We start from the raw sequence: 13,403 nt of genomic DNA on the forward strand, positions 1-13,403 counted from the left end.
AGCGTCGAAGACGGCCCGACCGGGCCACGTACCGAGAAGGAAACAGAGATGACCGTCGCACTCATCACCGGCGCCAACAAGGGCATCGGCTTCGAGACCGCCCGCCAGCTCACCGACGCCGGCTACGACGTCTACGTCGGAGCACGAGACGTCGAACGAGGCGAGAAGGCGGCCGCCGAGATCGGGGCACGCTTCGTACGGCTCGATGTCACCGACGACGCGTCGGTCACCGCCGCGCTGGCCGGCATCGAGGAGAACGAGGGTCGCCTCGACGTACTCGTGAACAACGCCGGCGTCCTCGTTGCCGACCCGCTCGACGGCCCGACCGCGCTACGGGTCTTCGACATCAACGCCGTCGGGATCCTCCGCGTCACCGAGGCCGCGCTGCCGTTGCTGCGCCGCTCGGAGAGCCCGCGGGTGGTCAACGTGTCCAGCAGCATGGGCTCGTTCTGGGCCAACACCACCCCGGGCCGGGTCGAGCAGGGCATGTTCCTGCCGCTGTACGCCGCCTCCAAGGCCGCCGCGACCATGCTGACCGTGCAGTACGCCAAGGCCCACCCCGACATCCGGTTCAACGCCGTCGAGCCCGGCCCCACGGCCACCGACATGACCGCCGGCTTCGGCATCGAGGACATCGCCCAGTCGCCCGCGGAGAGCGCCAAGACCGTCGTACGCCTCGCCACCCTGGGGGCCGACGGACCGACCGGGACGCTCCAGGACAAGGACGGCGAGCTCGCGTGGTAGTGGTCACATCCGGCGGTTATCGGCCGTTCGCGATTTGGGCGGGGGAGCGAGGACTTGTGAACCTGAGGTAATGAGCCAAGTAAAAAGTGAGGCCACCGCCGGCGATGCCGGCAAGCGGTCTTTCCTGGGGCAGCCACGCGTCCTCGCCAACCTGTTCGGCGTCGAGCTGTGGGAGCGGTTCAGCTTCTACGGCATGCAGGGCATCCTGGCGATCTACCTCTACTACTCCGCGGCCCAGGGCGGCCTCGGGATCAGCGAGACGATCGCGCTCGGGATCGTCGGTGCGTACGGCGGCGCGGTCTACCTCTCGACGATCATCGCGGCTTGGATCGCCGACCGCCTGCTCGGCGCGGAGCGTACGCTCTTCGCCGCTGCCTGGCTGGTCGTCTTCGGCCACCTCGGACTCGCGCTGATCCCGGGGATCGCCGGGGTCGGGGTCGGGCTGGTGCTGATCGCGCTCGGCTCGGGCGGGGTGAAGGCGAACGCCTCCTCCCTGGTCGGCACCCTGTACGCCGCCGACGACGAGCGCCGCGACGCCGGGTTCTCCCTCTTCTACCTGGGCATCAACCTGGGCGCCCTGGTCGGCCCGCTGCTGACCGGCCTGCTGCAGAAGCAGTGGGGCTTCCACGTCGGCTTCGGGCTGGCCGCGATCGGCATGATCCTCGGCCTGGTGCAGTACGCCCTGGGCCGCGGCGCGCTTCCCGACGAGAGCCGCGTCGTCCCCAACCCGCTTCCCGCCGCCGAGCGAGGCCGCTGGATCGCCATCGCCGTCGCTGCCGTGGCGGCGATCGTGGTGCTCTGCCTGACCGGTGTCATCACCGCGCCTCGGCTGGCCAACATCGTGATCGGCATCAGCGCGGTCGCCGCGGTCGCGCTCTTCGCCGTCATCCTGCTCAGCAGCCAGGTCACCGCCATCGAGCGGAGCCGGGTGTGGGCGATGGTGCCCCTCTTCATCGCCTCCGCGGTCTTCTGGTCGCTCTACCAGCAGCAGTTCACCGTGATGGTGGTCTACTCCGACCAGCGCCTGGACCGCGACATCTTCGGCTGGGAGATGCCGGTCTCCTGGGTCAACTCGATCAACCCGGTCTTCATCATCCTGCTCTCCGGAGTCTTCGCGGCCCTGTGGACCAAGCTCGGCTCCCGTCAGCCGTCGACGCCGGTGAAGTTCGCGATCGGCACGATCCTGATGGGCATCGCGTTCTGGGTGTTCCTGCTGATGCCGAGCGGTGAGCACACGGTGCCGCTGATCGGCCTCGCGTTCATCCTGCTGCTCTTCACCCTCGCCGAGCTGCTGCTCTCCCCGGTCGGTCTCTCGCTGGCCACCAAGCTCGCCCCCGCGCGGTTCCGCACCCAGATGATGGCCCTGTTCTTCCTCTCCGTCGCCCTCGGCACCGCGATGTCCGGTCGCCTCGCTGAGTACTACGACGTGAGCGACGACAGTGGCTTCTTCTGGTGGGTCGGCCTCGCCTCCGTCGTCGTCGGCGTCCTGCTGCTCATCGGCAACCGGCCCATCCGGCGGCTGATGGCCGGCGTGCACTGACCTCTGCGGCGTACGCGTCCGAAGGCTGTCCCGGGCGAACGAAAATTCGTTCGCCCGGGACACGACCTGGACACGGGTCAGGCGTTCTTCCGGCGGCGGGTGAGGAAGGCCCCGACGCCCCCGACGCCGGCGAGCAGCCCGCCGACGGCGAGGAGCGCGCCGTTCGGACCGCCCGTGCTCGGCAGGTTCCCAGCCAGCCCGGCATCGATCCGGGTCGGGACCTCGGAGTCAGCGTTGGTGCTGGCGTCCTTGACGACCTTGGTGCTGGCGTCCTTGACGACCGCCGCGCACTTCTCCGACTTGTCGGTCTTGGTCTCGTAGACAGCCGGGACGACGACCGTGACCGAAGAGGCAGGCGAGTCCACCACCGTGACGTCCGATGCCGGGCTGTCCTCCACCGTGCGGGTGTCGACCAGGTCCCAACCCTCAGGCTCGTCGGCGGTCCAGGATGCGTCGGGCAGGTTCGTGGTCGGCTCACCGTCTTCGACGAAGTAGAGCGTGACGTCGGGGTCGGTGTAGGCCTCCTTCGTGGTCACGGTCTGCTGGTACTGCTCGCCGATCTGGGACAGGTTCAGCGGGTTGTCCTCGCCGTCCTGACCGTCCTCATCGGCCGGGGTGCCCGGCGTGGTGGTCCAGGCGGTGAAGTGGTCCCACTGCCACGGGCCGAAGACGGCGGGAGTGGCCTCTTCGACCACGATGGTCTCGGTCCAGGCCTCCTTGTCCACGATGGTCTCGGTCCAGGCCTCCTTGTCCACGACGGTCTCGGTCCAGGCCTCCTTGTCCACGACCGTCTCGTCCCACGCCTCCTGGTCCACGACGGTGACGGTCTCGGTCAGGTCGCCCTCGGCGAAGCGGACCCAGCCCAGGTCGCCGTGCTCGTCCTCGCCGTTCCAGTCCGGCGTGTTCAGGTAGCGGACCTTGCCGGTCTGCTTCTGCCTGTAGGCGTAGCCACGGGCCGTGACGCGAGTCTCCTCGTGGGTGACCGCCTCGTGATGGACGACGTGCGTCTCGGCTGGGTGCTCGACCGTGTGGGTCTCGGCCGGGTGCTCGACCGTGTGGGTCTCAGCCGGGTGCTCGATGGTGTCGGTCACCGCGGGGGTGCCGGGCGTGTAGGTCCGGGTGTAGACCGAGTTGCGGAACTGGTCCTCGGTGACAGCCTCGTGGCTCTCACCCTTGACCACCTTCGAGAAGCGGGACTCCTCGTGGGACACCGCGTCGGTGTGCTCCACGTGCGTGACCGCAGGCGTGACCGTGGTGGTCGTCTTCTCGTCGGCGACCTTGACCTGCGAGGTCACGGTGGTCGTCTTGCAGTCCTGCGCGGCCTGAGCCCCCGGGGCTGCCACGACCGAAGCGACTCCGGCAACGGCTACAGCTGCGAGGCCGATCTTGGTGGAGTTGTGCATGTTCATGGGCGGGTTCCTTGCTGGGTTTGTGGTCCGTGCCTGTGGTGAGCAGGCAGGGCTGAGGTACCCGGGACCGGGCGGGCGGACAGGGATGCCCGTTTCGCGGTCGGCCTGGGCCGATCTCGGGTGGATCGTCCGGACCTCTTGAAACCGAGGAGCAAAGTGCGGCGCGTGGGCCGCCTCGGCGAGGCCTGTGAGAGGAGGGTCTCCCGGGGCTGTCTCAGCGGGTTGCGGGAATTCTCTTCGCCTACTCAATTTTGGGGTAGACGGGACCTTCGACTCCCTTGCACCCGACCTGACTTGGGACCAAAGTCGGGTGATCTCCGTCTTCCCCCGGAGTATCCGACGTAGCCTGGAGGCATGAGCTCGGACGACGATCTGTACGCCGATGTCCCAGCCCTCGATGAACGGTCACGACGAGCGCTCACGGTTGCCGAGAAGTGGATCGGGGAGGGCATCGAGGGAGTCGCGATCGGTGCCGCCGACGATGGCGGCCCGGCGGTCGTGGTCTACGCCCTCGACCCGGCCTCCGCGGCGGTGCGGTCCTTGCCGCAGGAGTGCGAGGGACTGCCGGTGCGGGTGGAGACCGGAGACGCCTTCGGACCCGAAGGCTGAGTGCGTCTCCGGCCTTTCGCGTGGTGACCGGTGATGTTCAGGTCCGGTTTGGGTCGCCTCGGGTGACGTACTCGATCTCGATCGTCGATAGATCGAGGCCGGGTGCCGGTCCGAGGATGCCCTCGACGATCTCGAGGATCTGCGGGCGCAGGGTGTCGGCGAGCGGGTGGGGTGCTCCTGGAGCAGTCGGCGCAGCGCCGCGGTGACGACGCGTGCGGAGACGTACGTCTCGGAGCCCTGCTCATCGCGCGCCGGCGTGCCCTGGTCTCCGCTCGATCGCCGATACCTTCGGGGGTAGGCTCGAGAGCATGGATGCCTTCATCGGCGTCACCGGAACGGTCGTCACCATCCGGGCACGGCCGGTGATCCTGCTGCGTGGACGGGTCGACCCCGTCGCCTCGACCGCGTCGATCGCCGACGCCGCCGAGATCTGCACCCGCGACCTGACCGCGGTGGTCCCCGACCAGGCGATCAGCTTCCGGATCCTGAGCGACCGGCCCCGGGGTGGCAGTGCGCGGGGTGGCAGGGCGCGGCAACAGTCCAACGTCCGCATGCGCTCGCCGCGCGCCTGAAATCCCTCACCATCCATCACGACACAACCGAAGGAGACCGACGATGAGCATGATCGACAAGGCCAAGAACGCTGCCAAGGGGGCTCTCGGCAAGGCCAAGGTGGTTACTGGGAAGACGACGAACAACCGCTCCCTGCAGGCCGAGGGGAAGATGGATCGGGCCAAGGCCTCGGCCAAGAACACCGTCGAAGACGTCAAGGACAAGTTCAAGAAGTAGTCCTCGAGCAGTCTCTCCACCTCACTCGGGACGCGTGGGAGCGCCCGGAGAGGCATCGGCCACAGCGACCTCGCGCCGCCAGGCCGCGACGGCGACGGCGCCGAGCAGCACCGGCACGGCCACCGTGTACACCCGCCATACGAGGATCCCGGCCACGGCCGCCGCCTCGATCTTGAGGCCACCGGCTTCGACCAGGGTGGCGAGGAGGAGGGCGTCGACGATGCCGATCCCCCAGATAGGGAACACGGTGAACGGGAAGGCGAACAGGTAGGCGATCGCGATCCATACGAGGCTCACCTCGTCCGCCGTGACCCCGACGAAGCGTAGGCACAGCGTGAGCGCGGCGAAGTCGACGACCATCATGCCGACCTGTGAGAGCACCGCCAGGGGGAACCCGCTGTGGAACCGCTCGGCGATGTCGGCACGGAAGTTCTGGCACCTGTCGGCCCAGCGGTCGGGGTCGACCGTCTTCCGGAACCGGCGCACGATCAGCCCAGCGCGGGTTCCGACGGCGCGCGCGAGCGCGTCGCTGCGTACGATCATGAGAACGATCACGAGGGTGGCGACCGCGATCGCGATGCTGAGCAGCTCGAGCAACCGGAACGACGCGTCCTCGCCGATGGCCAGCAGCAGCATGAATCCGACGAGCGGAGCCGAGAACCTCGCGACGTAGAACGTCAGCGAGTTCATCACGGTGCCGGCGAGGCCCTTGGCGGGACTGACCCCCCACGACTTGAACATCGCGACCCGAAGCGCGATGTCGCTCGGTGGCGGAGCGATGAGGTACATCAGCGTCGCGCCGAGGTCGTTGATGGTGGCCCGGTAGAACGTCACGCCGCGGATGAAGAAGCTCAGCGGCATCGCCAGCAGGATCTGACGAGCCACCACGATGACGAGCAGCACGATGTGATGCCACCAGCTGAGGTGTGTCAGCGCGTCCCGGGCCGCCTCCCAGTCGACGCGTCCGATCAGGCCCACGATGGTGACGGTGCTGAGCGCGGCCACCACCAGCAGGACGACGCGCGTGATCCAGGCACGACGTCCGGGGCGGGCGTCGCTGACGTCGGGGCTCTCCGATGTGCTCACTGCGCGGCCGCGATGACTCAGAACTCCACGGGATCGCGGCTGATCGGGCAGGTCATACAGTGTCCGCCACCGCGGCCCCGGCCGAGCTCGGCGCCCACGATGGTGATGACCTCGACCCCCGCCTTGCGCAGCAGCGTGTTGGTGAGGGTGTTGCGGTCGTAGGTGAACACCACGCCGGGCTCGAGCGCGACCGCGTTGTTGCCGCTGTCCCACTGCTGCCGCTCGGACTGGTAGACGTCCCCGCCGGTGTCGATCACCTGGAGCTCGGGCAGCCCGAGCGCCTGCGCCACGACGTCGACGAAGGCTGCGTCGCCGTGGTCGATCACCTCGACCCCGGGTGACTTGTCGGAGGGCACCAGCGTGAACGTGTGGACCGCGTCCATGATCGTCGGATAGAGCGTGACGATGTCGCGGTCGACGAACGTGAACACGGTGTCGAGATGCATGGCGGCCCGCAGCTTCGGCATCCCGGCGACGATGACCTTCTCCGCGGCACCCTGCTCGAAGAGGGCCTTGGCGACCTGGGTGATCGCCTGGCGGGAGGTGCGCTCGCTCATGCCGACGAGGACCACCCCGTTGCCGACCGGCATCACGTCGCCGCCCTCGAAGCTGGCCTGCCCCCAGTCCTTCTCGGGGTCGCCCCACCACACGGTCGAGCCGACGTAGTCGGGATGGTGCTGGTAGATGGCCTTGTAGAGGAGCGTCTCGTCCTTGCGGGCCGGCCAGTAGAGCGGGTTCATGGTCAGCCCGCCGTACAGCCAGCAGGTCGTGTCCCGGGTGTAGAGCGTGTTCGGCAGCGGCGGCATCAGATACTCCCGGGCGCCGGTCGACTCCCGCGCGAGGCCCACGTAGTCGGAGCGGAAGTCGCCCGGCAGGTCGCTGGTCGCGAGACCGCCGATGAGGAACTCCGCCAGCTGCCGGTCCGAGACCGACTCGAGGTAGGTGCGCGTGTCGTCGACCAGCCCGAGACCGACCTGGTTCGGCACGATCTTGCGGTCGAGGATCCAGTCCTTGGCGCCGGCGACCGCGAGCGTCTGCGCCAGCAGGTCGTGCAGCTCGACGACCTCGACGCCACGCTGGGTCAGCTTGTTCACGAAGTCGGCGTGGTCGCGCTGGGCGTTCTCGACCCACATGACGTCGTCGAAGAGCAGCTCGTCGTTGTTGCTGGGAGTGAGCCGGCGGTGGGCCAGGCCGGGTGCGCAGACGAGCACCTTCCTGAGCCTGCCGACCTCGGAGTGGACGCCGTACGCGGACTCCTGCTCGGACATGGGATGCCTTTCTGTCGGGGATGGAGATCAGAGGGAGATCCGGCCGGTCCACAGGCCGACGACGCCGATCGCCGCTCCGATGAGGATCGCGACCAACAGCGCGATCTCGGTGGGACTGAAGATCCTCCTGCCACGCTCGCTGCGGGCCTTGACGTACAGCAGCGACGCCGGCGCGAGGATCAGCGTCATCAGCAGCACGAACTTCAGCCCGGCGGCGTCGAAGAGGAAGATCGTGTACGCCGTCGCGATGCCGGCCACGATCGTCTCCTTGCGACGTACGCCGGCCGCCACCCCTTCGTACGCCTCGCCGGTCAGGCCGAGCTTGAGTGCGTACGCGGCGGCCAGCAGGTAGGGCAGGATCGCCAGGCTCGTGGCGAGATCGAGCATGAAGTTGAGCGCGTCGTTGACGAACAGGGTGAGGGCGAGGAGCCCCTGAACGGCCAGCGACGTCACCACGAGCGCGGTGATCGGGGTGCCGTTCCGGTTCTCCTGACCCAGGAAGGCGGGCATGTCGTCGGAGCGGGCCGGGACGTACATGACCTCCGCCGCCATCAGCGTCCAGGCGAGGTAGGCGCCCAGGACCGACACGATCACCGCGACGCTGATGAACACCTCGCCCCAGTCGCCGACCACCGACTCGAAGACGCCGACCATCGACGGCTGCCGGGTGGCGGCCAGCTCGGGCTGCGGGACGACGGAGTAGCTGGACAGGGTGACCAGCGCGAAGATCGACAGCACGCTGAGGAAGCCGAGCACGGTCGCTTTCCCGACGTCCTCGCGCTTCCTGGCGTAGCGGGAGTAGACGCTGGCGCCTTCGATGCCGATGAAGACGAAGGTGGTGATCAGCATCGTGTTGCGGATCTGCTCGTCGAGGCCGCCGAGATCGCCGTAGCCGGTCGCGACCCAGTTGTCGGCGAAGACGCCGGCGTCGAAGGAGATGAAGAGGACCACGATGAACACCAGGATCGGCAGGACCTTGAAGATCGTGACGATCCGGTTGATCACGGCGGCGTCCCGGACGCCACGCGCGATCAGGTAGTGGAAGAGCCACACCCCGACGGTCGAGAGCGCGACCGCGAGCACGGTGTCGCCGTCCCCGAAGCCGTCGTAGAACGCGCCGATGGTGGCGCCGATGAAGACCCAGTAGAAGGTGTTGCCGGCCACGGAGCTGGCCCAGAAGCCGATCGCGGAGTTGAAGCCCGCGTAGTCGCCGAAGCCGGCCTTGGCGTAGATGAAGACCCCGGAGTCGAGCTCGGGCTTGCGGACCGCGAGGGTCTGGAACACGAACGCCAGCATGAGCATCCCGGCGCCCGCGATCGCCCACGCGATCAGTGAGCCGAGGATGCCGGTGGCGACCCCGAACCGGGCCGGCAGGGAGAAGACCCCGGCGCCGACCATCCCACCCACGACCATCGCGGTCAGGGTGGGAAGACTCATCTTCGCTGCGGCGGGTGCCTCGGTGGTGGCAGCGTCAGAACTCATGTTCTTGATCTGATGTCCGATCCGATCCGTCCACCTCACCCGGAACGTGTGATCCGTCCTGCCTCGTCTGCGACGACGCTGGGATGGTCCTGTGAAGGGAGACGACGATGGGGTTTCGTGACCGACGCGAGAAACGCCAAGAGGAACGTGAGGCTTTCGGGCGCGGTGGGAGTGCCAGCCGCTTCCAGATGCGCCAGAAGATGATCTCGATCGGTGACGACTACTGGATCGAGAACGAGGACGGCGACCGGGTCTTCCGCGTCGATGGCAAGGCGTTGCGGCTGCGCGACACGTTCGATCTCGAGGACGCCCACGGCAACAAGGTCTGCCGCATCCAGACCAGGGTCCTGCACATCCGGGACTCGATGGCGATCGAGGACGCCGACGGCGAGAAGCTCGCCCTCGTGCACAAGGCGCTCATCTCGCCCCTGCGCGATCGCTGGAAGGTCGACCGCGAGCAGGGTGAGGACTGGACGGTCCAGGGCAACATCGTCGACCACGAGTACGACATCGAGGCTGACGGACGCAAGATCGCCGAGGTGTCCAAGAAGTGGTTCCGCGTCCGCGACACCTACGGGGTCGAGGTCGCGCCCGGCGAGGAGGCAGCCCTCATCCTGGCCGTGACCGTCGCGGTCGATGCGATGGTCCATCCTGCGAAGTGACGCGGTCGACGTGCTGCGGGAGCGGTTGCGCAGGCAGCTGCGAGCGCCGTTCGCGGCGACGGCCGGCACGGTGGTGCTTCTCTGGGCGTCGCTGACTCCGTCACTGATGCCGCGGACCGCGCTCTTCCAGGCGCTGCTCACCGCGCTGTGCATGCTGGCCGGGTACGGCGCGGGCGCGTTGGCGGGATGGCTGGTCCGCAGCTGTGGTGGCCGGTTGACCGGTAGGGCACGGGTGGTCGCCTGGCGGGTTCTCGCCGGCGTCGCCGGCGTCGGCACCCTGATCGTGTTGGGCCTGTCGTTGCGGTGGGAGAACGAGGTACGCGACCTGGTCGGGGTCGACCGGGTCGGCTTCTGGCACCTGGTGCTCACCGTGATGATCACCGCGGTGCTGTTCGCGCTGTTCCTCGGACTGTCGCGGGCGATCAGGGCGCTGGGCCGTTCGATCGGCCGGTTCGTCGGCCGTTTCCTTCCCGCTGCCGCGTCGACCGTGATCGGCGGCCTGATCGCTGCCGTCCTGATCTACGAGCTGGCCATCGGGGTGGGCGGCAACCGGCTGCTGGGAGCGCTCGACTCGAGCTTCGCCACGATCAACGAGGAGTTCAGGACCAACGTACCCGCGCCCACGGAGCCCGAGCTCACGGCCGGTCCGGCCTCGTCACAGGAATGGGATGACCTGGGCCGCCAGGGACGGGTCTTCATCGCGAGCGCGCCGACCGCCGCGGACATCGGCGAGTTCACCCAGGAGCCGGCCCGGCAGCCGGTGCGCGCCTACATCGGGGCCGGGCCCGAAGGCGTCGACATCCGCGACGAGGCGCGGGCCGCGGTGGCCGAGCTCGACGCGCTCGGCGGCTTCGACCGCGCGGTGATCAACGTCGTGACCGGCACGGGCAGAGGCTGGGTCAACGAGAACCAGGCCCAGGCGCTGGAGTTCATGTGGGGTGGCGACACGGCGACGGTCAGCCTGCAGTACTCCTACCTCCCGAGCTGGATGTCCTTCGTCCTGGACCGCCAGCGCGCGCAGGACGCCGGCCTGGCACTCTTCGACGCCGTCTACGGACGCTGGCTGGAGATCCCCGAGGCCGACCGTCCGCTGCTGGTGGTGAGCGGGGAGAGCCTGGGCAGCTTCGGCGGCGAGGCCGCCTTCAGCGGAGCGCAGGATCTCGCGACCCGCACCGACGGCGCCCTGTTCGTGGGCCCGACCGCCGACAACCGGCTCTGGAACCGGTTCACCGAGGAACGCGAGCAGGGCACGCCTCAGGTGCTGCCGATCCTTGACGACGGCGAGATCGTACGCTTCGCCGACCGGCCCGAGGAGTGGGAGCTGCCCGGGGCCTGGGACGGCACCCGGATCGGATACCTCCAGCACGCGAACGACCCGATCACCTGGTGGTCGCCGTCGTTGGCGCTGGAGCGCCCGGACTGGCTGGAGGAGGAGCGCGGCCGTGGCGTCTCCCCGAACGTGCGCTGGATCCCGGGCGTCACCATGCTGCAGCTGGGCGTCGACCAGTTCTCCGCCAACTCGGTGCCGGCCGGGGAGGGCCACCAGTTCGGCACCGCGCCGGTGAACGCCTGGGCGGAGATCCTGCCGCCACCGGGATGGACGGATGAGCGCACCGACGAGCTGGCCGCGGTGATCGGCAACCGGGGGTGGCTGAGATGACCTCCGGCGCCAGCGTCGAGTGGGCCGGTCCCGCGATCGGGCTCAGCCCTGGCTGATCAGGCTCTGGGCTACGGTGCGTACCCGGTCGATGGGGACGGCGAAGCCGATGCCGATGTTGCCGCTGGGGCCGCCGAGGGTGGCGATGGAGGTGTTGATCCCGACGACACGGCCCTGGAGGTCGACCAGCGGGCCGCCGGAGTTGCCGGGGTTGATGGCGGCGTCGGTCTGGATCATCTCGGGTCTCGATCCGGAGGAGCGGTGGGGTGAGCTGACGATGCCGGAGGTCACCGTGCCGTTGAGACCGAGGGGCGAGCCGACGGCGATCACGGGCTGTCCGATCCGGAGGTTGCCGCTCTGGCCGATGGTGGCGGCGCGTACGGCATTGGGGTTGGTGGCGATCACCGCGATGTCGTTGCGCTCGTCGCTGCCGATGACGCGGCCCGAGGTGGTGCTGCCGTCGGCCAGCACAAGCCTCACCGAGTCGGAGCCCTGGACGACGTGGGCGTTGGTGACCACGTGGCCGACGCCGTCGATGGCGACTCCGGAGCCGGAGCCGCGGCCCGCGCGGACCTGCACCACGCTGGGCAGGATGCGCTGGGCGGCGGCCTCGGTGGCGTTGGTCGGCGCCCCTCCTTGTGAACCGCCCTGGGGTGCGGGGGCCGGCGCGGCGATGGTGCCTGCGCCGGGCTCCCGGTCGGGGGCGACGAGGGTGATCGCGCCGCTGGTCGCCGCGCCCGCGACGACGGCCGCCGCGAGGGTGAGCGTGACGGTGCGGGTACGTCGTGGCCGCTTGGCCAGTGCGGCGGGCGGCTCCGGGTGAGCACCGGTCGGAGAGCCCTGTGGAGCGGCCGCATCGGGGGAGCGTGGTGGGGCGACCAGCCGCACCCTGCCGTAGCGGTCACGCACCACACGTCGCGCCGGAGGGGGTGCCGACAGGGGGGTCGGGCTCGGCGCGGACGGTGGTGCCTGCGGGGGTGCGACTGGTCGGATCGGGGGTGGTGGCGGGGGCTGGAGCGGACGGAGGGCGCGGGCGGGTGGGGCCGCGACGGTCCACTGCTGGGGTCCGGTGGGCCGGCCGAGGCCGGGCCCGGGCGATGCGGTGTCGTTCACGAGAGTGCCTTCCTGTCCTGGACTTCGGGGTGGCTTAGATGAGCCGGGCGAACCAGCGCAGGGAGAGCGCGGCGGCGACGAAGGCGAGGACCATGGCGCCGATGACGACCCAGACGGTGATCTCGCGGTATTCGACGTGGTAGCCGACGAGGGTGCCGATGTCGTCGTAGACCTCGCGCAGCTCGTCGGCGCTGGAGGCGCGGTAGAACTCGCCGCCGGTGGTGTCGGCGAGCTCGCGCAGCGTGTCTTCGCGGACCTCGACCGACTGTCCGCCGGGCAGGGCGGCGCTGGCTCCTTCGGTCCCGTAGGCAATGGTCGAGACGGGCAGTCCCGCCTCGCTGGCGGCCTCGGCCGCCGCCACCGGGTTGCGACCTGCGGAGTTGCCGCCGTCGGAGAGGAGTACGAGGTGGGCCGGCGCCCCCTCCTCTTCCGTGCCGGACTCCTCGGCGCCGTCGGGCGAGGGTGAGGCGGACGGATCGGCCGAGGCGGCTTCGTCCAGGACCTGCTGCAGGGCGTTGATCGAGGAGAAGACGGTCTCGCCGATGGCGGTGCCGCCGTCGGGCGGGCCGAGACCCTCGATGCTGCGGGCGACCAGAGCGTGATCGGTGGTCGGGCTGGAGACGACGCGGGCATTGCTCGAGAAGCTGACGAGCCCGACGTTGTAGCGCGGTGGCAGCTGCTCGACGAAGTCGACGGCGGCTGCCTTGGCGGCCTCGAGGCGGTTGGGTGGCATGTCCTCGGCCGACATCGAGGCGGAGGTGTCGATGGCGACCAGGATCGTGGCGCGTTCGTACGGCACCTGCGCCCGGACCTGGGGCTGGGTGGTGGCGACCGCCAGCAGGGCCAAGGCACCGACGACCAGCCCGGCGGCCAGGTGGCGGCGCCAGCGTGGACGGTGGGGGACGAGGCGCTCGAGCATGGGGGCGGTGGCGAAGCGGAGGGCGTACTTGATCCGGCGGCGCTGCATCACCAGGTAGCCGATGGCGAGCAGGGCGACCGGGACCAGCGCGAGCAGGAACAGGGGCTGGGTGAGTCTCATCGAGG

At 69.3% G+C, this 13,403-nt stretch carries 13 protein-coding genes; 7 read left to right on the forward strand and 6 right to left on the reverse strand.

The features are described 5' to 3' along the window. Positions 1 to 48 precede the first annotated feature (48 nt). On the forward strand, positions 49 to 744 hold the full coding sequence (locus ACW14X_RS24590) for an SDR family NAD(P)-dependent oxidoreductase (protein WP_457163650.1): 696 nt from the start codon (positions 49 to 51) through the stop codon (positions 742 to 744). 70 nt (positions 745 to 814) lie between these two features. Then, positions 815 to 2,284 carry a peptide MFS transporter gene (locus tag ACW14X_RS24595; protein ID WP_457163651.1) on the forward strand — a complete coding sequence of 490 codons (1,470 nt, stop codon included), beginning with the start codon at positions 815 to 817 and terminating at the stop codon, positions 2,282 to 2,284. 77 nt (positions 2,285 to 2,361) lie between these two features. On the opposite strand, the gene ACW14X_RS24600 is transcribed toward ACW14X_RS24595, so the two are convergent. Continuing rightward, on the reverse strand, positions 2,362 to 3,693 hold the full coding sequence (locus ACW14X_RS24600; protein ID WP_457163652.1) for an LPXTG cell wall anchor domain-containing protein: 1,332 nt from the start codon (positions 3,691 to 3,693) through the stop codon (positions 2,362 to 2,364). Between the two features lie 354 nt (positions 3,694 to 4,047). Between ACW14X_RS24600 and ACW14X_RS24605 the strand changes: the two genes are divergently transcribed. From ACW14X_RS24605 to ACW14X_RS24615, 3 genes are all read left to right on the forward strand, one after another. Further along, positions 4,048 to 4,302 carry a hypothetical protein gene (locus ACW14X_RS24605; RefSeq protein WP_457163653.1) on the forward strand — a complete coding sequence of 85 codons (255 nt, stop codon included), beginning with the start codon at positions 4,048 to 4,050 and terminating at the stop codon, positions 4,300 to 4,302. A gap of 308 nt (positions 4,303 to 4,610) precedes the next feature. Further along, positions 4,611 to 4,874, forward strand: a complete 264-nt coding sequence (locus ACW14X_RS24610; RefSeq protein WP_457163654.1) for a hypothetical protein — start codon at positions 4,611 to 4,613, stop codon at positions 4,872 to 4,874. Positions 4,875 to 4,917: 43 nt separating this feature from the next. Further along, positions 4,918 to 5,091, forward strand: a complete 174-nt coding sequence (locus tag ACW14X_RS24615) for a CsbD family protein (protein WP_350720073.1) — start codon at positions 4,918 to 4,920, stop codon at positions 5,089 to 5,091. Positions 5,092 to 5,112: 21 nt separating this feature from the next. On the opposite strand, the gene ACW14X_RS24620 is transcribed toward ACW14X_RS24615, so the two are convergent. Genes ACW14X_RS24620 through ACW14X_RS24630 form a run of 3 tightly spaced genes read right to left on the reverse strand, consistent with a single transcriptional unit; the run spans position 5,113 to position 8,927 of the window. Then, entirely contained in the window at positions 5,113 to 6,177 is a 1,065-nt protein-coding gene (locus ACW14X_RS24620) for a lysylphosphatidylglycerol synthase domain-containing protein (protein WP_457163655.1), read from the reverse strand. Positions 6,178 to 6,194: 17 nt separating this feature from the next. Further along, entirely contained in the window at positions 6,195 to 7,445 is a 1,251-nt protein-coding gene (locus tag ACW14X_RS24625; RefSeq protein ID WP_457163656.1) for an arginine deiminase, read from the reverse strand. A 27-nt stretch (positions 7,446 to 7,472) separates the two neighbouring features. Beyond that, the gene (locus ACW14X_RS24630) at positions 7,473 to 8,927 is read right to left on the reverse strand and encodes a basic amino acid/polyamine antiporter (RefSeq protein ID WP_457163657.1); all 1,455 of its coding nucleotides are present in this window, start codon (positions 8,925 to 8,927) and stop codon (positions 7,473 to 7,475) included. A 188-nt stretch (positions 8,928 to 9,115) separates the two neighbouring features. Between ACW14X_RS24630 and ACW14X_RS24635 the strand changes: the two genes are divergently transcribed. Together ACW14X_RS24635 and ACW14X_RS24640 are read left to right on the forward strand one after the other, a co-directional pair. Next, complete coding sequence (locus ACW14X_RS24635) at positions 9,116 to 9,589, forward strand: LURP-one-related/scramblase family protein (RefSeq protein WP_457163658.1); 474 nt, start codon at positions 9,116 to 9,118, stop codon at positions 9,587 to 9,589. Next, on the forward strand, positions 9,564 to 11,249 hold the full coding sequence (locus tag ACW14X_RS24640; RefSeq protein WP_457163659.1) for an alpha/beta hydrolase: 1,686 nt from the start codon (positions 9,564 to 9,566) through the stop codon (positions 11,247 to 11,249). The genes ACW14X_RS24635 and ACW14X_RS24640 overlap by 26 nt, the downstream gene beginning before the upstream one ends. A 42-nt stretch (positions 11,250 to 11,291) precedes the next feature. Here the strand turns inward: ACW14X_RS24640 and ACW14X_RS24645 are convergent, their stop codons facing one another. Together ACW14X_RS24645 and ACW14X_RS24650 are read right to left on the reverse strand one after the other, a co-directional pair. After that, complete coding sequence (locus tag ACW14X_RS24645) at positions 11,292 to 12,155, reverse strand: S1C family serine protease (protein WP_457163660.1); 864 nt, start codon at positions 12,153 to 12,155, stop codon at positions 11,292 to 11,294. Positions 12,156 to 12,393: 238 nt separating this feature from the next. After that, positions 12,394 to 13,398, reverse strand: coding sequence for a VWA domain-containing protein (locus ACW14X_RS24650; protein WP_457163661.1), 1,005 nt, complete (start codon positions 13,396 to 13,398; stop codon positions 12,394 to 12,396). Positions 13,399 to 13,403 lie beyond the last annotated feature (5 nt).

It is taken from the genome of Nocardioides sp. YJ-D4 (assembly GCF_054031495.1).

What these genes read in the sequence shown, in the direction of transcription:
- ACW14X_RS24590 (WP_457163650.1), top strand. Translation starts at nt 49, where the DNA reads ATGACCGTCGCACTCATCACCGGCGCCAACAAGGGCATCGGCTTCGAG.
- ACW14X_RS24595 (WP_457163651.1), top strand. Translation starts at nt 815, where the DNA reads ATGAGCCAAGTAAAAAGTGAGGCCACCGCCGGCGATGCCGGCAAGCGG.
- ACW14X_RS24600 (WP_457163652.1), bottom strand. Translation starts at nt 3,693, where the DNA reads ATGAACATGCACAACTCCACCAAGATCGGCCTCGCAGCTGTAGCCGTT.
- ACW14X_RS24605 (WP_457163653.1), top strand. Translation starts at nt 4,048, where the DNA reads ATGAGCTCGGACGACGATCTGTACGCCGATGTCCCAGCCCTCGATGAA.
- ACW14X_RS24610 (WP_457163654.1), top strand. Translation starts at nt 4,611, where the DNA reads ATGGATGCCTTCATCGGCGTCACCGGAACGGTCGTCACCATCCGGGCA.
- ACW14X_RS24615 (WP_350720073.1), top strand. Translation starts at nt 4,918, where the DNA reads ATGAGCATGATCGACAAGGCCAAGAACGCTGCCAAGGGGGCTCTCGGC.
- ACW14X_RS24625 (WP_457163656.1), bottom strand. Translation starts at nt 7,445, where the DNA reads ATGTCCGAGCAGGAGTCCGCGTACGGCGTCCACTCCGAGGTCGGCAGG.
- ACW14X_RS24630 (WP_457163657.1), bottom strand. Translation starts at nt 8,927, where the DNA reads ATGAGTTCTGACGCTGCCACCACCGAGGCACCCGCCGCAGCGAAGATG.
- ACW14X_RS24635 (WP_457163658.1), top strand. Translation starts at nt 9,116, where the DNA reads ATGCGCCAGAAGATGATCTCGATCGGTGACGACTACTGGATCGAGAAC.
- ACW14X_RS24640 (WP_457163659.1), top strand. Translation starts at nt 9,564, where the DNA reads ATGCGATGGTCCATCCTGCGAAGTGACGCGGTCGACGTGCTGCGGGAG.
- ACW14X_RS24650 (WP_457163661.1), bottom strand. Translation starts at nt 13,398, where the DNA reads ATGAGACTCACCCAGCCCCTGTTCCTGCTCGCGCTGGTCCCGGTCGCC.